The following is a 20,368-nucleotide window of genomic DNA, read 5'->3' as shown; positions in this document are numbered from 1 at the left end:
ATGGAGCTGTGGTTCAAAAACAGGTTAAAGTTTCATTAAAAAACGGCTTGCAAGCACGTCCGGCTGCGTTGTTTGTACAAGAGGCAAATCGCTTTCATGCAGATATCTTTATCGAGAAAGATGGAAAGACAGTAAATGCAAAGAGCATAATGGGGATTATGAGCTTAGCAATCGGAACTGGTAGCATGATAACAATTACAACAGAAGGTTCAGATGCAGAAGAGGCTTTAGAAGCATTAGCTGCATATGTACAATAAAATGGCTATCGCGCATGTGCGATAGCTTTTTTGTTTTTGCTGTTTACTTAAGGGGAGTTTGCGGGATAGGGGGTATGTAGCTGGTTTGTCCTTGTCGTAGATTGTCGGTAAATCGATATGTTGTGTCGAACCGTTGATATATTAAAAAAATCGTTGATATAATTTGAGTTTTGTTCGATATAATTGAAAAATCGTTGATATATTTAAGGGAATACCAGGATGGGTATACAGACGGAGGGCATGATAATAAAAAAGCGCCCTGTAATAGGGCGCTTCTGCTTTTAAGTGTATCCAGCTCCAGCGGCTAGAATCTCCGGTCGCTTCGCCCCTTCATTCGAGGCAAAAAGCGCCTCGAATGAAGGGGTTCCAACTTCCTCCTGTTCTGAACGAGCCGCTTCCGCTTCAAATCTATTAACGATTTGTAAAGATCTTATCAATTAAGCCGTATTCTAAAGCTCTTTCTGCTGTCATGAAGTTGTCGCGGTCTGTGTCGCGTTGTAGTACTTCAAGTGGTTGACCTGTGCGGTCAGCAAGAATTTGGTTTAATTTTTCACGTAAGAATAGGATACGTTTTGCAGCGATTTCGATTTCAGTCGCTTGACCTTGTGCTCCGCCAAGTGGTTGGTGAATCATTACTTCACTGTTAGGAAGAGCGAAACGTTTTCCTTTTTCACCTGCTGCAAGTAAGAATGCACCCATAGATGCAGCCATACCGATACAGATTGTTGATACTTGTGGTTTAATAAACTGCATTGTATCGTAAATTGCCATACCTGCTGTGATAGAACCACCAGGGCTATTGATGTAGATGTGAATATCTTTTTCTGGATCTTGAGATTCCAAGAATAAAAGCTGGGAAACAATTGAGTTAGCTACGTTGTCATCAATTGCACTACCAAGCATAATGATGCGGTCTTTTAATAGTCGAGAGTAAATATCGTAAGCGCGTTCTCCACGATTTGTTTGTTCAATTACTGTAGGAATTAAATTCATCTGTTATTTCCTCCTTCTAAAGCTTTCTTAGTCTTATAATACAATTATGGTCAATAAAGGTCAAACGAAACCACTTTAAATCAAAAAAATATGTAGTTGTACCATGAAATATTCGCTATGTTTTTGAAATTCCCTGCTTATGTATCTTCAACATCATAACCGAATTACATAAATTTAAACGTCATGAAAACTGTAGAAAAAAAGAAAAGAACGCCTTTTGATTGAAGCGTTCTTTCGATATTTATTCTTTTAAAAGATAGGTTACTCTATTTAAAATCTTTTCGATTTGTTTCGCGTTTTTACTATACATTTCGCTTGCTGATTTCGATTTTGTTTCTAAAGAAAATAGCTCAAGGTCAGCATGACATTTTTTTAAAGATGCCAATAATAAAGGTTTGTTTTGAGGAGAAGGCATTTGGAGTTTGTCATTATAAATGTCGATAGTAAGTTGCCCGTATGAGTCAACTTGACCGAGAAAAACATTTTCAATGACAACGCCGAGCTTTTCTAATTCTGAATGTAGCCAAGCGCGGTTATGCCCGCTTGATGACAGAGGTTCATCTAGTACATTTCCATCCATAATAACAGTTTGTGGTTCCTTCTCGTTTGGTACTTTTAAACCTACGTCTTTTGCTGTAAGTGGTTGGCGATCTTTCTTTAATAATACATTTAATTCACCGCTCGGTTCTAGTACAGCAAATTCAACATCCGCTACGCTGAATGCATTTTTTCCTCGGAGTAGTTCAAGTAATTCGTCACTTGTATATTTTTCTTTCTTTAAGTTATCTTCGAGTACTTTTCCATCTTTTATTAATACGGTAGATTTCCCTTCAAAGAAGTCCCGAGCTGTTTTGTTCTTTAAGGAGAGGATTCCTGTGAAAAAAGGTACCACAGCGAAAATGAGTATCGCAAAGACGCCGTGGAAAAATTTTGAATCGAGCCCTGTAGATACTTGGGCAGCGATGTCACCGATTGTCATTCCGGCTATGTATTCAAAAAAGGAGAGCTGAGAGATCTGTCTTTTCCCTAACCATTTCGTAATAGCGAATAAAATGATTAATATGAATACAGAGCGAAGAATAACGAGTGTCCATTCGGGCAGGTGAGACATAGTCATTTCCTCCAGTCTACTTAAAACCCTTTATATTGAGGTTCTTCACGTTCTAATACTGAAACTCTATCTTTTACATCAGCGATGACGCTGTCCATTTCTAACATACATTCATGAAATACGCGTTTTGATTCTTCATCCTGTGAATTTAATGAAAGGGAGCTTAAACTTGCTTGAGCGCCCCTTAAACTAGCAAGACAAGTTTTTACGCTAGCGATAACAGTCATGCAAACACCTCTTATCCTTTCGGTTTAAATAGTAATGCTCCAATGAAGCCGAAAATAATCGCTGCGGATACACCTGCGCTCGTTACTTTAAACATACCAGTAATTACGCCGACGATTCCATGTTTTGCAGCTTCTTCCATCGCGCCGTGAACGAGGGCGTTTCCAAAGCTTGTAATAGGTACAGTTGCCCCAGCCCCGGCGAAATCAATTAGTGGTTCATACAAATTGAATCCGTCTAATATAGCTCCAGCAACAACGAGTGTTGCCATTGTATGAGCTGGTGTTAGTTTGCCAACATCAAACATAAGTTGTCCAATTACACATATAAGTCCACCGATTACAAAAGCCCAGAAGAAAATCATTGCGTTGCACCTCCAAATTCAATCGAAACGGCGTGGGCGATACACGGAATCGTTTCTTCTTGTTGGAATGTAAGTGGAGATAGTAAAGCGCCTGTCGCAACGACAAGTATTTTTTTGAATTCTCCTCTTTTCATTCGGTTTAATAAGTGACCGTATACGACTGTCGCTGAACAGCCTGGACCACTTCCGCCGGCTATTACAGGTTGACCTTCTCTATAAATGAGTAGTCCGCAGTCTTGAAATTGTTCACTCGTTACTTTTGTCCCATGTTTATGTAGTAAGTCATAAGCAATTTCGCGTCCAACATGTCCGAGGTCGCCTGTTACGATTAAATCATAGTGAGATGCATCAAGATTTCTTTCTCTTAAATGAGCTTCAATTGTATCGACAGCAGCAGGGGCCATTGCACCTCCCATATTAAATGGATCAGTTAATCCCATATCAACAATGCGCCCAATTGTGGCGGAAGTTACTCTTGGGCCATGTCCTGTATCGCTTAAAATAGCTGCGCCCGCACCAGTTACTGTCCACTGGGCCGTAGGAGGTTTTTGACCACCATATTCAGTTGGATAACGAAATTGTTTTTCCACAGCAGCGTTATGGCTTGAAGCTCCAGTTAATAAATATTTTGCGCCTTTTGCATTTACGATACTTGCACCGAGCGCTAAACCTTCCATAGAAGTAGAGCAAGCACCAAATAATCCGAGATAAGGTGTGCCAAGTGTGCGGCATGCAAAGCTAGTAGGCGTAATTTGGTTAATTAAATCTCCAGCCAGAACGAATTGAATATCATCTTTCCTAAGTCTCGCTTTTTCTGTAGCACGGCTACAAGCTTCTTCAAACAAAATTTTATGTGCTTTTTCGTAGGAATCTTGTCCGAGCCATAAATCTTCATGAAGGGTATCGAAGTCTTCAGGGATTTTCCCCTTTGCCTCAAAGGGGCCACCGATTACACCTGTTGAAATAATAACTGGTTTGTTTTCGAATACCCATGTTCGGTGTCCTTGTAACATTTATAACCCTCCCCATTGAACGAGAATCGTTTTAATAAGTGCGATGACGAAAGCGGAAAATACGCCAAATAAGATGACTGATCCTGCTAGTTTAAACATGTTACCACCAACGCCAAGAACGAATCCTTCTGTACGGTGTTCAATACATGCGGCAATAACAGAGTTACCAAATCCAGTAACGGGAACTGCGGTACCAGCACCAGCAAATTGTCCAAGGCGATCGTAGACGCCAAATCCCGTAAGTAGCATGGAGATAAAAATAAGAGTTGCAACGGTAGGGTTCCCGGCAGAGCGTTCAGTGAAATCAAAATACGTAATATAAAAGGTAGAAATCAGTTGGCCTATTAGACAAATGAATCCGCCGACGAAAAAAGCTTTTATACAATTTTTTAAAACGGGGCGTTTTGGTTCGCGCTGTTGTTCGAATTTTTTATATTCTTGTTGTACAGGTGTTAAGTTTTTATCTTTACTAGACATTTGAATCCTTCCTTCTCTATTAGAAAGCTTAAATATTAGATCCCATTTCTGATTGAATGAGTTTCAATTGTTTTTTGATGCCGTCGTTACTTACTTTCTTTTTCTTAATTTTGTTTTCAAGTTCTTCTATGAGCATAAAGATCTTTTTGTCTGTACTTACACGAATATCGAAAGTAGGATTTTCATCACTTAGTTTCTTTTTTAATTTACTTCGTAAAGGTTTTAAACCAAATCTTTCGTGATGTTCAGGTTTGATGGCTATGTAAAGATCTAAATTTGTATTAACTGCGGTAGCTTCTATAATTCCTTCGATACCAAGAGCTTTTTTCTTAGCGTCTTGCGATATAGATTGATTAAAGGATTCTGTACTCATTTTTGTTAATTTAGGACCTTTTTTCTCATCTGTTCGCTTCGCTTCTTCTTTCTTTACCTTTTTATCTAACGGGCTATTATCACATCCGGTAAGTGAACCGAATAGCAGCATAAATAACGCGGTTATGATTCCAAGTTTTCGCATTATAATCATTCCATTTCTATTGCATTATGTAATGCGAGAAAAAGGATGATTGCATATCACCCTTTTTCTCACATTGTGTACCATTAGATGAAATGGTACTTTCGGTTATTGCTGTGAATATTGTGGTTCTTCTTGTTGGACTTCTTCAACGCGTGGGTTTAAAGAATCAATAATAGTTTGCGTTTGCTCTGCAGCTGTTTGGAAAAGTTGCTTTGCTTGTTGGTTATCCGTATCAAGAGCGAATCCCTCTAAGCTAGCTTGTGCACTTTTTAATCCAGAAACAGTTTGCTTTAGTTTTGTAATTACAGTCATTGAATGAAGCCCCCTTTGGAATATCAATTCAAAGATTATAATTTGTGAGTTGAGGTGAATTTATGATTGGAAAATTTAGGTGTATTACACGTGTAGATTACAATTTTGTAATGAATATGTAAGGGTAAGCGATAGTGGAAAAACTTTTTCTCCTAGAATAAAGAATGTAAAGCAAGTTAAAAGGATATGTTAAGGAGAGGGGAATGGGTTTAATTGGAATTTTTATATTAGTTATTGGTGTGGCAAGCTTTTCTCATAATGAGGTGATTGATAGATATAATCCGCTTCGGGTGAAGAAAGAGATGTTAAGTTTTATGCGCCGCGTGGACTTAGAGAAGGGGCATATGTAAAGGTTAAAATAAAAGGTGAATATATTGAAACATACCAAGAAGTACAGCCAAATGAAATTCCAAAAGGGATTAAAAAGAAACTAGATAAATAAGATGGTTAAGAATTGCCTCCTAAATGTAGAAATTAGGGGGCGTTTTTATGCAGGAAAAAGCGTACGTACAATGTGTTATCAAAGAGTTTTTATTGATTTAAATGGTTTTTATTGCTATTATTATGAAGAGAAAATGAAGTATATTTTATAATCATGCGCCCATAGCTCAGTCGGATAGAGCGGTGGTTTCCGGTACCACGTCTGCCGGGGGTTCGAATCCCTCTGGGCGCGTTAAAAATCCCTAACTTACATCGTTGTAAGTTAGGGATTTTCTTATTCATAATTGTATTGTTTGTCCTGTAAATACCAGATTAGTAAGGGTTATGAATCAGTGGATGCCGTTGAACCAGCTTGCGCTTTATTCATTTTAAATAATGATAAATTCATTATATATTGCAAAGTAAAGGCTGCAAGTATAATGAAGATCGGGAAGAAGAAATAGCGATAACGAATTTGAACTTCAGTCACTAAGTAAATGAGAAAAGCACCGATAATCAGAATTTGAAAATACTTCATGTTTAAATTTTTAAATGGAGAACTGAAAAGAAAAATAAAGACAGAACCCATGCTCAGCAACATAATCGATACATAGTGTATAAAGTCTAGTTTTATAAATGAAACATCGTTGATAGTATTTCTGGCGATATCATTTATAGGGATATATGCATAAGAATCTGTTGGACTACCCCACATAATAATATTTTTTTTGTTCATAAGAGGGATAAGGTCGGTTAAATTTTCGGTTCTTTCTTTAATTAATTGTTTTTGAATTCGATTATGTTCCTCTATATCAAAATCGACAATACTTTGTCTTAATTTAGCGAAGTCCTCTAAGGAATATTGGCCGTTAGATTCTTTATTCAAGCCTATAACAAATTTCCAGCCAGAATCCGCATTGGTTATTGGGTTATGTGAAATATTAAGCATTACAGGAATATAGGCTAAAGTATATAAGATAACTAAGTATGTAGAAATAAATGTTATAGAAGAAATGAAATTCCTTTTTAAAATATTGCTGTGAAAGAATAAAAGGAAAAGCCCGGCAGCTATTAAAAATAGGATCCCAATAGGATAAATAATATTTCCTAAAGCGAATAGCAGACCACCAAAAACCATATTTATGTAATTTTTATTTCCATCACGTGCTAATAGGTGATACGTTCCCCAAGAAAACAACATCATAGAAAGATGCTGATTTGTGAGCACAGGGACTAGTAAAAATAAGTTAATAGATGTTACGTATAAAATGAAACCAAATCGCCCGAAGGTTTCATTGTTTAATCGGTGTTTAGCTATGTAAAAAATAGCTAAACCTGTTAGCAATGTATACACAATATTCAAGAACTGTAAGGCAAAGTAACTATGTGAGGTTAATGTAAGAACAAGTGCCTCGTAAATTGTAAAGCCCAACTGAGTAGTATTCCAAAAGAAGTACTGATTATCCTTAATGGCTTTCATGTTGCCAGCGGTTAATTCTTTAGCTCCATCCAACATGTACTGAAAATCAGAAATTGGAGACGAAGGGACTAATTTAATAATTATGATAGATATCAGTAGATAAACGATGCTTATCGTATAGACGTATTTTTTTGTGCTTATATTTCTTGTTAAGAAAACGAGGGCATATATGAAAATGATGAAAGTACATATCCCAAAGATGATAAAAGGACTAAATGCCAAATCTTGTTGTTGAAAGATACTCCAACACATGATTAGCAGAATGATACATGATGCCAGGTTAACTCCTAATGAAGGTATACTTCGAAGTGTTTTTTGCATGATTCATCTCCCGTTCTAATTGTTGTATATAATGGAAAATTTTACGTTATAAATTTAGTTCTTTCAATATTTATAGTTAAAGATTTGTTGTTTTCTATGAAATTTTATTGTTTTATACACGAGAAGATAGAGTTTTATTCTATCTTCTTTTTTATTTCCCTATTGTTATATCTAGTGATAAGATTTACTATTAGTATGTGGTTCTAATTTTTGTGCACTATTATTTTCTTTCAATATTATTCAAATTTCGGTTGTAAGTTGTAAATCTCATTAATACATATAAATTAATAATATTTTGGAATGGGTGTCTGCGATAGGATTCTCCTTTTACCAAACTTATTGTACAATAGAAACAAGGGGGAGATTAGTTTGAAGGCAAGTCTTTTACAAGAACAAAGCTTACGTTTGGCAATGACACAAGAGTTAAGGCAAGCGATTACAATGCTTCAGTATAATGTACAAGAATTATCGGAGTTTTTGTATGAGCAATCGTTAGAGAATCCCCTTATTGAGTTAGGTGGTTTTGAGAGGGAGAAGAAGAAGAGCTCTAACAAAAGTAAAAGTACCAGCAAACAAGTCGAGAATCAGATGGAAATCTACAGTGTGGATTCCATGACGATTCAGCAACATTTATTAAATCAAATACAGTATTATAAAATAGAAGAAGAAGAGCGAAAAGTAGCTTCTTTCATTATTATGAACATGGATGGAAATGGGTATTTACAAGAAACGAATGAAGAGTTAGCAGATCTCCTTTCTGCACCGCTTCATGTAGTCGATCGCTCTGTAGAGATTGTCCAATCACTTGAGCCGGCAGGGGTAGGAGCACGTAATATTCAGGAATGTCTAATTTTACAATTGAAGCGCTTACAAAGAAGGGATGGATTAGCGGAAGATATTGTAGAGGAGCACTTTGCTTATTTCGTGAAGAAGGATTGGCGAAAGCTCGTTCATGTGCTGAAGTGTAGTAATGAAGAATTACAATCCGCGGTGAACTGTATTACATCATTGCAGCCGAAACCAGGCCTTGCGTATTCTTCGGATAAACCACTGTATATTGTGCCTGACATGGCAGTGAAAAAAGAAGGCGATCGCCTCGTTTTACAGATGAATGAGAGAAATATGCCGAGAATTGAAATTCACTCTGAGTACAGTGCCCTTCTTAATAATAGTGAAAGTGAAGTAGCATCTTACGTTTCAGAAAAGTATCAGCATGTGCAATGGATTATGCGCAGTTTGAAACAGAGAAAACAAACACTTCTGCAAGTGATGACGATTATTATGGAAAAACAACGTGATTTCTTTTGGGAAGGTCCAGCGTATTTGAAGCCACTCGCTTTAAAAGAGGTGGCGGAAGAGCTAAGTGTGCATGAGTCTACGATTAGTCGTGCAACAAGAAATAAGTATGTGCAAACACCACACGGTTTATTTGAGATGAAATCGTTCTTTAGTAATGCAGTTTCGACGACAGAGGATGAGGCAGTTTCAACGAAGCGAGTGAAACAGTTTATTCAAACGCTTGTGGAAGCAGAGAACAAGAAAAAGCCACTCTCAGATCAAAAGATTTCAAAATTATTAGAAGAAGAGCATGAAATTGTTATTTCTCGAAGAACAGTGGCGAAGTATAGAGAACAAATGCATATCCCAGCTTCATCATTACGAAAAACGATCGGATAGGTGAAGAAGATGAAAGTTGTACTATATACAAAAGTAGATTGTGGTCTTTGCGTGCAGGCGAAACAAGTTTTACAAGAAGTACAATGTGAATATTCTTTTCAAATCGAGGAAATAGATATATATGAAGATAATGACCTTTTAGAAAAATATCATTTAATGATTCCGGTTGTAGAAATAGGCGGAAAACAAGTAGAATATGGTAACATTCACAAAGGTGTCATAATAAACTATATAAAGAATGCAGTTAAGAGTTGAATAAGTTTCTATCTCCTGTTACAATAATACACGTAGCAGGGATTATTTTTTTTAACCTATGTGGGACATAAAATGTCACTACGGGACGTAAAGTGACCACGAGGGGAAAATGAACCAATGTAGTGAGGAGAAAAGATATGCGCTCATGGATTCAGAACACAAAAAAATTATTACCTGATCTGCTACCTGTTATGCAAACGAGAATGCAAATTCTTCAATACATTAGGCTCATGCAGCCGATTGGAAGAAGAAACTTATCAGCAAGTCTCGGTATGACAGAACGAGTATTGCGAAGTGAAGTTCAAGTTTTGAAAGAACAAAACTTAGTTCACGTCGCTTCTTCTGGAATGACTTTGACAGAAGAAGGAACAGCTTTAGTTCTTGCTTTGGAAGACTTTATGAAAGAAATTTCCGGGTTAAAGGTTTTAGAAAAGCAACTTAAGGAAACATTAGACTTGGATGAAGTTTTCGTTGTCCCTGGTGATAGTGATGAATCGCCGTGGGTCAAACTGGAGATGGGCCGTGCTTGTGTGACTTGTATAAAAGACCGTCTGACAGCGAATAATATCGTTGCTGTGGCTGGAGGAACTACGCTAGCTGCTGCTGCGGACATGATGCAACTTGATTGCAAAGATTTACATATGCTATTTGTCCCAGCACGTGGTGGAATTGGAGAAGGTGTTGAATTAGAAGCCAATACCATTTGTGCCAAGATGGCGCAAAATACGATGAGTAATTATCGCTTATTGTATGTTCCAGACCATGTTAGTAGCGAAGCATATGCGTCTATTGTGACAGAGCCCTCCGTGAAAGAAGTTCTTGAGTTGATTCGATCTTCCAATATCGTCATTCATGGAATCGGTGATGCGTTAACAATGGCACGTCGCAGAAGTACTTCGGAAGCAGATTGGTTAAAGATTCAAGCAAACGAAGCAGTTGGCGAAGCTTTCGGTTACTATTTTAATGAACAAGGAAATGTTGTTCATAAAGTAAGAACAGTTGGTATGCAACTTGAAGATTTACAAAATGTATCTCACGTTGTTGCGGTCGCTGGAGGTTCTTCAAAGGCAAAGGCAATACAGGCTGTAATAAAGCAAGGGCACACTTCAATTCTAATTACAGATGAAGGTGCAGCAAAACAATTAACAAAGGGTATTACCCTTTAATATAATCCCCCAAGGAGGAAATTCAAATGACTAAAATTGGTATTAATGGATTTGGACGTATCGGACGTAACGTATTCCGCGCAGCTCTTAACAACTCTGAGGTAGAAGTAGTAGCAATCAACGACTTAACAGATGCTAAAACATTAGCTCACCTTTTAAAATATGACACAGTTCACGGAACTTTAAATGCAGAAGTATCTGCTAACGAAAACAGCATCGTTGTTAACGGTAAAGAAATTAAAGTTATCGCTGAGCGTGACCCAGCTCAATTACCATGGAGCGACTACGGAGTAGAAGTAGTAGTAGAATCTACTGGCCGTTTCACTAAAAAATCAGACGCTGAGAAACACTTAGGTGGATCAGTTAAGAAAGTTATCATCTCAGCTCCAGCTTCTGACGAAGATATCACTGTAGTTATGGGTGTTAACCACGAACAATACGATGCAGCTAACCACAATGTAGTATCTAACGCTTCTTGTACTACAAACTGTCTAGCTCCATTCGCTAAAGTATTAAACGAAAAATTCGGCGTAAAACGCGGAATGATGACAACAATTCACTCTTACACTAACGACCAACAAATCTTAGACTTACCACACAAAGATTTACGTCGTGCTCGTGCAGCAGCTGAAAACATGATCCCAACATCTACTGGTGCTGCTAAAGCTGTAGCATTAGTATTACCAGAACTTAAAGGTAAATTAAACGGTGGCGCTGTACGTGTTCCAACTGCTAACGTTTCTCTTGTTGACTTAGTTGTTGAACTTGATAAAGAAGTAACAGTTGAAGATGTAAACGCAGCATTCAAAGCAGCAGCTGAAGGCGAATTAAAAGGTATCCTTGGATACAGCGAAGAGCCATTAGTATCTATCGACTATAACGGATGTACAGCTTCTTCTACAATCGATGCATTATCTACAATGGTAATGGAAGGTAACATGGTTAAAGTACTTTCTTGGTACGATAACGAAACTGGTTACTCTAACCGCGTAGTAGACCTAGCTGCATACATGACTTCTAAAGGTCTTTAATTCTTAAGTATATAAGCAATCAATGACAAAACGAGGGAGAGGGTTTGTTCCCTCTCTCTCTTCTTTCGTTTTAGAAGCAAATGTGTTAAGCTTTTGAATGGGTTTTGTCAATCCTAACTAGTAGTCGGAGGGAAATCCAATGAACAAAAAATCAATTCGTGACGTAGATTTAAAAGGTAAGCGTGTATTTTGCCGCGTTGATTTCAACGTACCTATGAAAGAAGGCAAAATTACAGATGAAACTCGTATCCGTGCAGCTCTTCCTACAATTCAATATTTAGTAGAGCAAGGTGCGAAAGTTATTTTAGCAAGCCACTTAGGCCGTCCAAAAGGTCAAGCAGTAGAAGAATTACGTCTTACTCCAGTAGCAGCACGTTTAGGCGAGCTTCTTGGTAAAGATGTTAAAAAAGCAGACGAAGCATTCGGACCAGTTGCACAAGAAATGGTTGCAGCAATGAACGAAGGCGACGTATTAGTTCTTGAAAACGTACGTTTCTATGCGGGCGAAGAAAAGAACGATGCAGAACTTGCGAAAGAATTTGCAGCTCTTGCTGACATCTTCGTAAACGATGCATTCGGTGCAGCTCACCGTGCTCACGCTTCTACAGCAGGAATCGCAGACTACCTACCAGCAGTATCTGGTTTATTAATGGAAAAAGAGTTAGATGTACTTGGTAAAGCACTTTCTAACCCAGAACGTCCATTCACAGCTATCATTGGTGGTGCGAAAGTAAAAGATAAAATCGGTGTAATTCGTCATCTATTAGACAAAGTAGATAACTTAATCATCGGTGGCGGACTTGCTTACACATTCGTTAAAGCTTTAGGTCATGAAATTGGTCTATCTCTATGTGAAGACGACAAGATTGAACTAGCTAAAGAATTTATGCAACTTGCAAAAGAAAAAGGCGTAAATTTCTACATGCCAGTTGATGTTGTAATCACAGAGGAATTCTCTGAAACTGCAACAACTCAAATCGTTGGTATCGACTCTATTCCTTCTACATGGGAAGGCGTGGACATCGGTCCTAAAACACGTGAAATTTATGCAGATGTAATTAAAAACTCTAAGCTTGTTGTATGGAATGGACCAATGGGTGTATTCGAAATGACTCCATTCGCAGAAGGTACAAAAGCAGTAGGACAAGCATTAGCAGATGCAGAAGATACATACTCTGTTATCGGCGGTGGTGACTCTGCAGCAGCTGTTGAAAAATTCGGTATGGCTGATAAAATGAGCCACATTTCTACTGGCGGCGGTGCGTCATTAGAATTCATGGAAGGTAAAGAGCTTCCAGGTGTAGTTTGTCTTAACGACAAATAAGTAGCAGCCAAAGAAAAAGGACGGTGCAAAGCATGCGTAAACCAATTATCGCAGGTAACTGGAAAATGAATAAAACTCTATCTGAAGCAGTTAGCTTCGTAGAGGAAGTTAAAGGTCAAATCCCAGCAGCTTCAGCTGTTGATGCAGTAGTTTGCTCTCCAGCTCTATTCTTAGAGCGCTTAGTAGCGGCAACTGAAGGAACGGACTTACAAGTAGGTGCACAAAACATGCACTTCGAAAAAAATGGTGCATTCACTGGCGAAATTAGCCCAGTAGCACTTAGCGACTTAAAAGTAGGCTACGTAGTACTTGGCCACTCTGAGCGTCGTGAAATGTTTGCTGAAACAGACGAATCAGTAAACAAAAAGACTCTTGCAGCATTTGAACATGGTTTAACACCAATCGTATGTTGTGGTGAGACTTTAGAAGAGCGCGAAAGCGGAAAAACATTTGATCTAGTAGCAGGTCAAGTGACAAAAGCACTTGCAGGTTTAACAGAAGAGCAAGTTAAAGCAACTGTTATCGCTTATGAGCCAATCTGGGCTATCGGTACAGGTAAATCATCTTCTTCTGCAGATGCAAACGAAGTATGTGCGCACATCCGTAAAGTTGTTGCAGAAGCTGTTTCTCCAGAAGCTGCAGAAGCTGTTCGTATTCAATACGGCGGTAGCGTAAAACCAGAAAACATTAAAGAGTATATGGCACAATCTGACATCGACGGCGCTTTAGTTGGCGGTGCTAGCTTAGAGCCTGCTTCGTTCTTAGGTCTTCTGGGGGCGGTAAAATGAGAAAGCCAACAGCTTTAATCATTCTTGACGGTTTCGGACTTCGTGAAGAAACTCATGGGAATGCTGTAGCACAAGCTAAGAAACCTAATTTTGATGGTTACTGGAACAAATTCCCTCATACAACGCTTACAGCTTGTGGTGAGGAAGTAGGTCTTCCAGAAGGTCAAATGGGTAACTCTGAGGTTGGTCACTTAAATATCGGTGCTGGCCGCATCGTATACCAAAGCTTAACACGCGTAAACGTTGCAATTCGTGAAGGTGAGTTCGATCAGAACGAAACATTCCAAAATGCAATTAAAAGCGTGAAAGAAAAAGGTACTGCTCTTCATTTATTCGGTTTACTTTCTGACGGTGGTGTGCACAGTCACATGAACCATATGTTTGCTCTTCTTCGCTTAGCAGCAAAAGAAGGCGTGGAGAAAGTTTATATCCATGCGTTCTTAGATGGCCGCGATGTTGGACCACAAACAGCAAAAGGTTATATCGATGCAACAAATGAAGTAATTAAAGAAACAGGTGTAGGACAATTCGCGACTATCTCTGGTCGTTATTACTCCATGGACCGTGACAAGCGTTGGGATCGCGTAGAAAAATGTTACAGTGCTATGGTGAATGGTGAAGGCCCTACTTATAAATCAGCAGAAGAGTGTGTAGAAGACTCTTATGCGAACGGTATCTATGATGAATTCGTATTGCCGTCTGTAATTGTTAACGAAGATAACACGCCAGTTGCAACAATCAATGATGATGATGCAGTTATTTTCTATAACTTCCGTCCAGACCGTGCAATTCAAATTGCTCGTGTATTTACAAACGAAGACTTCCGTGAGTTCGATCGTGGTGAAAAAGTACCTCACATTCCTGAATTCGTTTGTATGACACACTTCAGTGAAACTGTAGATGGTTACGTGGCATTTAAGCCAATGAACCTTGATAACACTTTAGGTGAAGTTGTTGCGCAAGCGGGATTAAAGCAACTTCGCATCGCGGAAACTGAAAAGTATCCGCACGTTACATTCTTCTTTAGCGGTGGTCGTGAGGCTGAATTCCCAGGAGAAGAGCGTATCTTAATTAACTCACCGAAGGTTGCAACGTATGATTTGAAACCTGAAATGAGCATTTACGAAGTAACGGACGCTTTAGTAAATGAAATCGAAAATGATAAACATGATGTTATCATTCTTAACTTTGCGAACTGTGATATGGTTGGCCATTCTGGGATGATGGAACCAACAATTAAAGCAGTAGAAGCAACTGACGAATGTTTAGGAAAAGTTGTAGAAGCGATTCTTGCAAAAGATGGTGTAGCACTTATTACTGCTGACCATGGTAATGCTGATCAGGAGTTAACTGCTGATGGCGGGCCTATGACAGCTCATACAACTAACCCGGTTCCTTTCATCGTTACAAAAAATGATGTAGAGCTTCGTGAAGGTGGTATTTTAGGAGATATCGCCCCAACAATGCTTACACTTTTAAATGTGGAACAACCGAAAGAAATGACAGGTAAAACAATTATTAAATAATTTGCTTATATAAAAAGGAGAGAATTTATTATGTCAACAATTATTGATGTTTATGCTCGCGAAGTCCTTGACTCTCGTGGTAACCCAACTGTAGAAGTAGAAGTTTACACAGAAAGCGGCGCTTTCGGACGTGCTATCGTACCAAGTGGTGCATCTACTGGTGAGCACGAAGCAGTAGAATTACGTGACGGTGACAAATCTCGTTACCTTGGTAAAGGTGTTATTAACGCAGTAAACAACGTTAACGAAATTATCGCTCCAGAAATCGCTGGTTTCGATGTAACTGACCAAGCTGGTATCGACCGTGCTATGATCGAATTAGATGGCACTCCAAACAAAGGTAAACTAGGCGCTAACGCTATCCTTGGTGTATCTATGGCAGTAGCTCACGCAGCAGCTGACTTCGTAGGTCTTCCATTATACCGTTACCTTGGTGGATTCAATGCAAAACAATTACCAACTCCAATGATGAACATCATCAACGGTGGTTCTCACGCTGATAACAACGTAGACTTCCAAGAGTTCATGATCTTACCAGTTGGCGCTCCAACATTCAAAGAATCAATCCGTATGGGTGCTGAAGTATTCCATGCACTTAAAGCTGTATTACATGACAAAGGTCTTAATACTGCAGTAGGTGACGAAGGTGGATTCGCTCCAAACCTTGGTTCTAACCGTGAAGCTCTAGAAGTAATCATCGAAGCTATCGAAAAAGCTGGTTACAAAGCTGGCGAGAACGTATTCTTAGGAATGGACGTTGCTTCTTCTGAGTTCTACAACAAAGAAACTGGTAAATATGACCTTGCAGGCGAAGGCCGTACTGGCTTAACTTCTGCAGAAATGGTTGATTTCTACGAAGAGCTTTGCAAAGACTTCCCAATCATCTCTATCGAAGATGGTTTAGACGAAAACGACTGGGATGGTCACAAATTATTAACTGAGCGTATCGGTGATAAAGTACAATTAGTTGGTGACGACTTATTCGTAACTAACACTCAAAAACTTGCTGAAGGTATCGAAAAAGGTATCTCTAACTCAATCTTAATTAAAGTTAACCAAATCGGTACTTTAACTGAGACTTTCGAAGCTATCGAAATGGCTAAACGTGCTGGTTACACAGCAGTTGTATCTCACCGTTCTGGTGAAACTGAAGATGCTACAATCGCTGACATCGCAGTTGCAACTAACGCTGGCCAAATCAAAACTGGTTCTATGAGCCGTACTGACCGTATTGCTAAGTACAACCAATTATTACGCATCGAAGACGAACTAGGCGAAATCGCTGTTTACGATGGTGTAAAATCTTTCTATAACATCAAACGATAATTGTAGAAAATAACGACAGACCGTGGGAAATCACGGTCTGTTTTTTTTATGCTAAAATTGCTCACCTGTCATAAGCGACATGAAATGTTTAAAGAAGCGGTTATAATCAAAATCAATTGCAATTTGATGACTCGGCCAATTAATAAATGGCTTTGGCTCCATTAAAGAGCGAAATTCTCCAATACTTGCTCCCTGTGCATAGGATTCCGTCATGACAACGATAGGTGACTTATGATAAGTGAACATAGAGTTATCAAATAAGGCGAGTATTGGCATTGTGTCATGAAAGGGGCTGCCCTTTAAATGCGGTAAGGTATCTTTATAATATCCGTAGTAATAATGATCGAATAACGGTTTAACAAGTGGCGCTTTTCCTATGGCTTCAATGTATTCAGCCATTTCTGGTGTAATGATGGAATATTGAGTGACGTTTAATGGATATATGTACATGTTAGCTGTAGATTGAAGGACTATATTAGCGGCAGTAGGATCACCATAAAAGTTTGCTTCTGAAATAGGGGTAACATTACCGGGATGTAAAAAGGTGCCGCCCATTACGTAGTAAGAGTTAATTTGCTTCATTAACTCTTTACATAAGATAAATAAAATCGCTAGAGAGGTAAGTCTTCCTAAACTTACAATAATTAATTCATCTTTATACTGTTCAATAAGAGGAATAACTTCAAAAAAATTCTCCATTTCTCCGTTAGTCACATTCTCCTTTGGAATAATTGGTCCGAGTCCCTGTTTCCCGTGTACATCTGTAAAGAAAGCGGGAGGGGTACCAGTAAGGGGACGTTCTGAACCACCGAATATTTTGATATTCCTATTCTTTGTTTCGTACTTCAGAAAATGAGCATTTTGTACGGCCATTTCCTTTGGAACATTGCCGTAATCAGCCACAATCCCAACGATTTCAATTTCATCAATATAAAATGCAAGAAGGAGGGCTATCGTATCATCGATTCCAGGATCACAAAAAATAAGAACTTTTTTGGGCATATGTTCACCACCTATCTTGTTTACCCCACAGTAACGGGCAATAAGACCCCGACCTTAAAATTCAAAAAAAGCAAAAAAGTTATGCGGGGGTTGGGCTGCCCGTAAACGCTCGATTGGTGAAGGCTAATAATCCGCGGGGATGAAGCCCACCATTAATTAAAGTTTCACTTTATATATATGTAAGTTTTCGGATAGGAAGAATAAAAAAGTTTGTTTTCTTGAAATAGTAATGGGATAAATTCAGAAAATAAAAACTTTCTATATTAGGTCAAGGTTTTTGACTTAAATTTCATTTGTAAATGCAGTCATATCAAGGGTGTAAGCGTATAACATAGGCTGTTTTTGCTGTCAAGTTGATAAATTGCAGCTTTTTACAATTTATACTATGATAAAGATATTAACAGAAGATCGTATAAACATGAGGGATGATGAACATGAAATTTACAAAGATCCTTGTCCAAATTGCTGCTCTTTATGTGTTTTATATGGTTGGAACTTGGGTGCAAGAAATGTTGAATATTCCAATTCCAGGAAGCTTGATTGGGATGTTTCTTTTACTTGTTTTACTTAGCCTAAAAGTACTTCCAGTGAAATGGTTGGATTTAGGAGCGGAAACACTCGTCGCTATTATGCCGTTTTTATTAATTCCGCCAACGCTTGGCTTAATGAATTACGGTGCTTTTTTTATGAGTAAAGGAATTTCTCTTTTCATTACAGTTGTAGCGAGTACGTTTTTAATTATCATTGTCGCAGGACATACAGGGCAATATCTTGCGAATAGAAAGGAAAGAGAGTCGTGATGAGTCAAATTTTAATCGGAATCGGTTGGGTTCTTTTTACGGTGCTATTATATCAATTATCTAAAAAAATCTATCAATTATTTCCAACACCATTTACTATTCCAATGCTTGTAGCGACAGGATTAATGGCTTTCTTATTTATTGTGCTTGATATACCATATCAACATTATATGGAAAGCGGTGGTGGCTGGATTGCGAAGTTACTTGGACCAGGTGTTGTAGCATTTGCAATCCCGCTTTACAAACAACGTCATGTGCTGCAAAAATATGTTGTACCGATTGCGGGCGGAGTATTAGTAGGTACAACAGTTGCGATTGCGAGTGATTTTGCTATTGCCTCACTTATGGGAACAGATAAAAGTTTAATTTTATCTTCATTACCAAAATCAGTGACAATGCCGGTTGCGATGAGCGTTTCTGAACAAGTTGGTGGTGTTCCATCCTTAACAGCGGCATTCGTAGTTATCGCAGGTATTACTGGAACGATTACAGGTCCAATTTTATTAAAATGGAGCCGCGTTACAAACTCGGTTGGTAAAGGTATCGGATTTGGATGTGCTTCTCATATTATGGGTGTTATGAGAGCGATGAAAAATAACGAACATGAAGGTGTTATTGGATCGGTAACAATGACATTAACAGCAATTTTGACATGTTTGCTCGGACCGTTATTTGCAATGATGTTTATGTAATAGAAGAAAAGCGAGAGCGACTCTATAGCTCTCGCTTTTCTATAGGATTTATGCTACAGTTAAAATAACTGAATCTTTGTAGGAGGTACGCCAAGTGCATACGTTATTATCCGTTTTACTTATTATTGTATCGATTTTAATGATTGTTATGGTACTTATGCAGTCTAGTAATAGCTCAGGCCTTTCAGGTGCAATTTCCGGCGGTGCAGAGCAATTATTTGGTAAGCAAAAAGCACGTGGAATTGAAGCGGTATTAAACCGTATTACAATTGTTTTAGCTGTATTGTTCTTTGTATTAACAATTGCTGTTACGTACTTAAACTTATAGAGTTGAAAGAAGAAGCGTTAGTAGTTTGTACTAATGGTTCTTCTTTTTTATTTTGTTATTTGAAAAAAGTTTCTAATTAGATTATAGAAATATAAATATGGTACACTAAGATATAGAAAGAATACGACTAGATTACAGAAGAGAAAGAGGAGAAGTACATGATGAAATTAGCATCTCCGAAACCATTTACATTTGAGGGTGGAGACCGCGCTGTTTTATTACTACATGGATTCACAGGAAACTCAGCTGATGTACGTATGTTAGGGCGTTTCTTAGAAAAGAAAGGCTATACTTGTCATGCGCCAATTTATAAAGGACACGGCGTACCACCAGAAGAACTTGTTCATACAGGTCCTACAGATTGGTGGCAAGATGTAACGGAGGCATATCAGCTTTTAAAAGATAAAGGCTTTGAGAAAATTGCTGTCGTTGGTTTGTCACTAGGCGGAGTATTTTCTCTGAAATTAGCATATACAATCCCTGTTTTAGGTGTGGTACCAATGTGTGCACCGATGTATATTAAGAGTGAAGAAACAATGTACCAAGGTATATTGGCATATGCCCGCGAATATAAAAAGCGTGAGCAAAAATCACCAGAGCAAATTGAACAAGAAATGTTGGAATTCCAACAGACACCGATGAATACATTAAAAGCATTACAAGAGCTAATTGCTGATGTACGTAATAATGTTGATATGATTTATGCACCGACGTTTGTTGTACAAGCGCGTCATGATGAAATGATTAATACGGATAGTGCTAACATTATTTATAATGGTGTAGAATCAACGTTAAAGGACATTAAATGGTATGAAGACTCTACGCATGTCATTACACTGGATAAGCAACGTGACGAGCTACATGAGGATGTATATAACTTCTTGGAGCAACTAGATTGGTAAGATCTAGTTGCCTCTTTTTTTCATAAGGAAATTTTTATGGAAACTGTAAAAAAATCATTAG

24 protein-coding genes, 1 tRNA gene and 1 pseudogene are annotated in these 20,368 nt (G+C 38.3%); 16 read left to right on the top strand and 10 right to left on the bottom strand.

Going from position 1 to position 20,368, the window contains the following annotated elements; all coding sequences use genetic code 11:
• Positions 1–8 precede the first annotated feature (8 nt).
• Positions 9–257, top strand: coding sequence for an HPr family phosphocarrier protein (locus DPQ31_RS25400; protein ID WP_000250298.1), 249 nt, complete (start codon positions 9–11; stop codon positions 255–257).
• Between the two features lie 411 nt (positions 258–668).
• On the opposite strand, the gene clpP is transcribed toward DPQ31_RS25400, so the two are convergent.
• The 8 genes from clpP to DPQ31_RS25360 form a co-directional block, all read right to left on the bottom strand.
• Positions 669–1,250, bottom strand: coding sequence for an ATP-dependent Clp endopeptidase proteolytic subunit ClpP (gene clpP / locus DPQ31_RS25395; RefSeq protein WP_001049156.1), 582 nt, complete (start codon positions 1,248–1,250; stop codon positions 669–671).
• Between the two features lie 241 nt (positions 1,251–1,491).
• Positions 1,492–2,361: a DUF421 domain-containing protein gene (locus DPQ31_RS25390; protein ID WP_097954027.1), complete on the bottom strand. Its 870-nt coding sequence runs from the start codon at positions 2,359–2,361 to the stop codon at positions 1,492–1,494.
• A gap of 20 nt (positions 2,362–2,381) precedes the next feature.
• Positions 2,382–2,588, bottom strand: coding sequence for a DUF1657 domain-containing protein (locus tag DPQ31_RS25385; protein WP_000215895.1), 207 nt, complete (start codon positions 2,586–2,588; stop codon positions 2,382–2,384).
• An 11-nt stretch (positions 2,589–2,599) separates the two neighbouring features.
• Entirely contained in the window at positions 2,600–2,950 is a 351-nt protein-coding gene (gene spoVAE, locus DPQ31_RS25380; protein WP_000575919.1) for a stage V sporulation protein AE, read from the bottom strand.
• Entirely contained in the window at positions 2,947–3,963 is a 1,017-nt protein-coding gene (gene spoVAD, locus DPQ31_RS25375; RefSeq protein ID WP_000938948.1) for a stage V sporulation protein AD, read from the bottom strand. The genes spoVAE and spoVAD overlap by 4 nt, the downstream gene beginning before the upstream one ends.
• The gene (gene spoVAC, locus DPQ31_RS25370; protein WP_000095411.1) at positions 3,964–4,440 is read right to left on the bottom strand and encodes a stage V sporulation protein AC; all 477 of its coding nucleotides are present in this window, start codon (positions 4,438–4,440) and stop codon (positions 3,964–3,966) included. It abuts the gene before it with no gap.
• A 28-nt stretch (positions 4,441–4,468) separates the two neighbouring features.
• Positions 4,469–4,957, bottom strand: a complete 489-nt coding sequence (locus DPQ31_RS25365; RefSeq protein ID WP_098099555.1) for a YhcN/YlaJ family sporulation lipoprotein — start codon at positions 4,955–4,957, stop codon at positions 4,469–4,471.
• 105 nt (positions 4,958–5,062) lie between these two features.
• On the bottom strand, positions 5,063–5,269 hold the full coding sequence (locus DPQ31_RS25360) for a DUF1657 domain-containing protein (RefSeq protein ID WP_000216160.1): 207 nt from the start codon (positions 5,267–5,269) through the stop codon (positions 5,063–5,065).
• A gap of 203 nt (positions 5,270–5,472) precedes the next feature.
• Here DPQ31_RS25360 and DPQ31_RS29450 point away from each other — a divergent pair, with 203 nt between their 5' ends.
• The 3 genes and pseudogenes from DPQ31_RS29450 to DPQ31_RS25350 all read left to right on the top strand — a co-directional run bounded on the left by DPQ31_RS29450 (position 5,473) and on the right by DPQ31_RS25350 (position 5,942).
• Positions 5,473–5,619 carry a hypothetical protein gene (locus tag DPQ31_RS29450; RefSeq protein WP_261797469.1) on the top strand — a complete coding sequence of 49 codons (147 nt, stop codon included), beginning with the start codon at positions 5,473–5,475 and terminating at the stop codon, positions 5,617–5,619.
• Positions 5,607–5,711, top strand: a pseudogene (locus tag DPQ31_RS29445) (hypothetical protein); the annotation flags it as partial. The gene DPQ31_RS29450 and the pseudogene DPQ31_RS29445, both read left to right, overlap by 13 nt.
• 155 nt (positions 5,712–5,866) lie before the next feature.
• Positions 5,867–5,942 (top strand) — tRNA-Arg (locus tag DPQ31_RS25350).
• A 90-nt stretch (positions 5,943–6,032) separates the two neighbouring features.
• On the opposite strand, the gene DPQ31_RS25345 is transcribed toward DPQ31_RS25350, so the two are convergent.
• A complete protein-coding gene (locus DPQ31_RS25345; protein WP_208731175.1) occupies positions 6,033–7,490 on the bottom strand; it encodes a glycosyltransferase family 39 protein in 1,458 nt (485 codons plus the stop codon).
• 369 nt (positions 7,491–7,859) lie between these two features.
• Here DPQ31_RS25345 and rpoN point away from each other — a divergent pair, with 369 nt between their 5' ends.
• The 8 genes from rpoN to eno all read left to right on the top strand — a co-directional run bounded on the left by rpoN (position 7,860) and on the right by eno (position 16,583).
• Complete coding sequence (gene rpoN / locus DPQ31_RS25340) at positions 7,860–9,167, top strand: RNA polymerase factor sigma-54 (RefSeq protein WP_000647945.1); 1,308 nt, start codon at positions 7,860–7,862, stop codon at positions 9,165–9,167.
• A 9-nt stretch (positions 9,168–9,176) separates the two neighbouring features.
• Positions 9,177–9,422 carry a glutaredoxin family protein gene (locus DPQ31_RS25335; RefSeq protein ID WP_000869744.1) on the top strand — a complete coding sequence of 82 codons (246 nt, stop codon included), beginning with the start codon at positions 9,177–9,179 and terminating at the stop codon, positions 9,420–9,422.
• A gap of 137 nt (positions 9,423–9,559) precedes the next feature.
• Entirely contained in the window at positions 9,560–10,588 is a 1,029-nt protein-coding gene (gene cggR / locus DPQ31_RS25330) for a gapA transcriptional regulator CggR (protein WP_001258184.1), read from the top strand.
• Between the two features lie 26 nt (positions 10,589–10,614).
• Positions 10,615–11,619 carry a type I glyceraldehyde-3-phosphate dehydrogenase gene (gene gap / locus DPQ31_RS25325; RefSeq protein WP_000161234.1) on the top strand — a complete coding sequence of 335 codons (1,005 nt, stop codon included), beginning with the start codon at positions 10,615–10,617 and terminating at the stop codon, positions 11,617–11,619.
• Positions 11,620–11,758: 139 nt separating this feature from the next.
• The gene (locus tag DPQ31_RS25320) at positions 11,759–12,943 is read left to right on the top strand and encodes a phosphoglycerate kinase (RefSeq protein WP_001036333.1); all 1,185 of its coding nucleotides are present in this window, start codon (positions 11,759–11,761) and stop codon (positions 12,941–12,943) included.
• Between the two features lie 32 nt (positions 12,944–12,975).
• Positions 12,976–13,731, top strand: a complete 756-nt coding sequence (gene tpiA, locus DPQ31_RS25315; RefSeq protein ID WP_001231042.1) for a triose-phosphate isomerase — start codon at positions 12,976–12,978, stop codon at positions 13,729–13,731.
• A complete protein-coding gene (gene gpmI, locus DPQ31_RS25310) occupies positions 13,728–15,257 on the top strand; it encodes a 2,3-bisphosphoglycerate-independent phosphoglycerate mutase (RefSeq protein WP_001231145.1) in 1,530 nt (509 codons plus the stop codon). Before tpiA ends, gpmI begins: the two co-directional genes overlap by 4 nt.
• Positions 15,258–15,287: 30 nt before the next feature.
• A complete protein-coding gene (gene eno / locus DPQ31_RS25305) occupies positions 15,288–16,583 on the top strand; it encodes a phosphopyruvate hydratase (protein WP_000103946.1) in 1,296 nt (431 codons plus the stop codon).
• 51 nt (positions 16,584–16,634) lie between these two features.
• Here eno and DPQ31_RS25300 read toward each other — a convergent pair whose 3' ends face one another.
• Positions 16,635–17,585, bottom strand: a complete 951-nt coding sequence (locus DPQ31_RS25300) for a nucleoside hydrolase (protein ID WP_208731174.1) — start codon at positions 17,583–17,585, stop codon at positions 16,635–16,637.
• Between the two features lie 434 nt (positions 17,586–18,019).
• Between DPQ31_RS25300 and DPQ31_RS25295 the strand changes: the two genes are divergently transcribed.
• The 4 genes from DPQ31_RS25295 (at position 18,020) to estA (ending at position 20,307) form a co-directional block, all read left to right on the top strand.
• Positions 18,020–18,385, top strand: coding sequence for a CidA/LrgA family holin-like protein (locus DPQ31_RS25295; RefSeq protein ID WP_208731173.1), 366 nt, complete (start codon positions 18,020–18,022; stop codon positions 18,383–18,385).
• The gene (locus DPQ31_RS25290; protein WP_000078307.1) at positions 18,385–19,077 is read left to right on the top strand and encodes an LrgB family protein; all 693 of its coding nucleotides are present in this window, start codon (positions 18,385–18,387) and stop codon (positions 19,075–19,077) included. The genes DPQ31_RS25295 and DPQ31_RS25290 overlap by 1 nt, the downstream gene beginning before the upstream one ends.
• A 94-nt stretch (positions 19,078–19,171) precedes the next feature.
• Positions 19,172–19,405 carry a preprotein translocase subunit SecG gene (gene secG / locus DPQ31_RS25285; RefSeq protein WP_000557263.1) on the top strand — a complete coding sequence of 78 codons (234 nt, stop codon included), beginning with the start codon at positions 19,172–19,174 and terminating at the stop codon, positions 19,403–19,405.
• Positions 19,406–19,566: 161 nt separating this feature from the next.
• Positions 19,567–20,307 (top strand): carboxylesterase, encoded by a 741-nt coding sequence (gene estA, locus DPQ31_RS25280; protein WP_000761983.1) that lies wholly within the window; start codon positions 19,567–19,569, stop codon positions 20,305–20,307.
• The last annotated feature ends 61 nt before the right edge of the window (positions 20,308–20,368 follow it).

It is taken from the genome of Bacillus sp. COPE52 (genome assembly GCF_003355115.1).
Taxonomy (GTDB): Bacteria; Bacillota; Bacilli; order Bacillales; family Bacillaceae_G; genus Bacillus_A; species Bacillus_A toyonensis.
This window is presented reverse-complemented; position numbering and strand designations above follow the sequence as displayed.

What these genes read in the sequence shown, in the direction of transcription:
- spoVAD (WP_000938948.1), bottom strand. Translation starts at nt 3,963, where the DNA reads ATGTTACAAGGACACCGAACATGGGTATTCGAAAACAAACCAGTTATT.
- DPQ31_RS25320 (WP_001036333.1), top strand. Translation starts at nt 11,759, where the DNA reads ATGAACAAAAAATCAATTCGTGACGTAGATTTAAAAGGTAAGCGTGTA.
- spoVAC (WP_000095411.1), bottom strand. Translation starts at nt 4,440, where the DNA reads ATGTCTAGTAAAGATAAAAACTTAACACCTGTACAACAAGAATATAAA.
- DPQ31_RS25295 (WP_208731173.1), top strand. Translation starts at nt 18,020, where the DNA reads ATGAAATTTACAAAGATCCTTGTCCAAATTGCTGCTCTTTATGTGTTT.
- spoVAE (WP_000575919.1), bottom strand. Translation starts at nt 2,950, where the DNA reads ATGATTTTCTTCTGGGCTTTTGTAATCGGTGGACTTATATGTGTAATT.
- DPQ31_RS25365 (WP_098099555.1), bottom strand. Translation starts at nt 4,957, where the DNA reads ATGCGAAAACTTGGAATCATAACCGCGTTATTTATGCTGCTATTCGGT.
- DPQ31_RS25335 (WP_000869744.1), top strand. Translation starts at nt 9,177, where the DNA reads ATGAAAGTTGTACTATATACAAAAGTAGATTGTGGTCTTTGCGTGCAG.
- clpP (WP_001049156.1), bottom strand. Translation starts at nt 1,250, where the DNA reads ATGAATTTAATTCCTACAGTAATTGAACAAACAAATCGTGGAGAACGC.
- DPQ31_RS29450 (WP_261797469.1), top strand. Translation starts at nt 5,473, where the DNA reads ATGGGTTTAATTGGAATTTTTATATTAGTTATTGGTGTGGCAAGCTTT.
- DPQ31_RS25390 (WP_097954027.1), bottom strand. Translation starts at nt 2,361, where the DNA reads ATGTCTCACCTGCCCGAATGGACACTCGTTATTCTTCGCTCTGTATTC.
- cggR (WP_001258184.1), top strand. Translation starts at nt 9,560, where the DNA reads ATGCGCTCATGGATTCAGAACACAAAAAAATTATTACCTGATCTGCTA.
- DPQ31_RS25360 (WP_000216160.1), bottom strand. Translation starts at nt 5,269, where the DNA reads ATGACTGTAATTACAAAACTAAAGCAAACTGTTTCTGGATTAAAAAGT.
- DPQ31_RS25345 (WP_208731175.1), bottom strand. Translation starts at nt 7,490, where the DNA reads ATGCAAAAAACACTTCGAAGTATACCTTCATTAGGAGTTAACCTGGCA.
- DPQ31_RS25385 (WP_000215895.1), bottom strand. Translation starts at nt 2,588, where the DNA reads ATGACTGTTATCGCTAGCGTAAAAACTTGTCTTGCTAGTTTAAGGGGC.
- gpmI (WP_001231145.1), top strand. Translation starts at nt 13,728, where the DNA reads ATGAGAAAGCCAACAGCTTTAATCATTCTTGACGGTTTCGGACTTCGT.
- gap (WP_000161234.1), top strand. Translation starts at nt 10,615, where the DNA reads ATGACTAAAATTGGTATTAATGGATTTGGACGTATCGGACGTAACGTA.
- DPQ31_RS25300 (WP_208731174.1), bottom strand. Translation starts at nt 17,585, where the DNA reads ATGCCCAAAAAAGTTCTTATTTTTTGTGATCCTGGAATCGATGATACG.
- tpiA (WP_001231042.1), top strand. Translation starts at nt 12,976, where the DNA reads ATGCGTAAACCAATTATCGCAGGTAACTGGAAAATGAATAAAACTCTA.
- estA (WP_000761983.1), top strand. Translation starts at nt 19,567, where the DNA reads ATGAAATTAGCATCTCCGAAACCATTTACATTTGAGGGTGGAGACCGC.
- eno (WP_000103946.1), top strand. Translation starts at nt 15,288, where the DNA reads ATGTCAACAATTATTGATGTTTATGCTCGCGAAGTCCTTGACTCTCGT.
- DPQ31_RS25290 (WP_000078307.1), top strand. Translation starts at nt 18,385, where the DNA reads ATGAGTCAAATTTTAATCGGAATCGGTTGGGTTCTTTTTACGGTGCTA.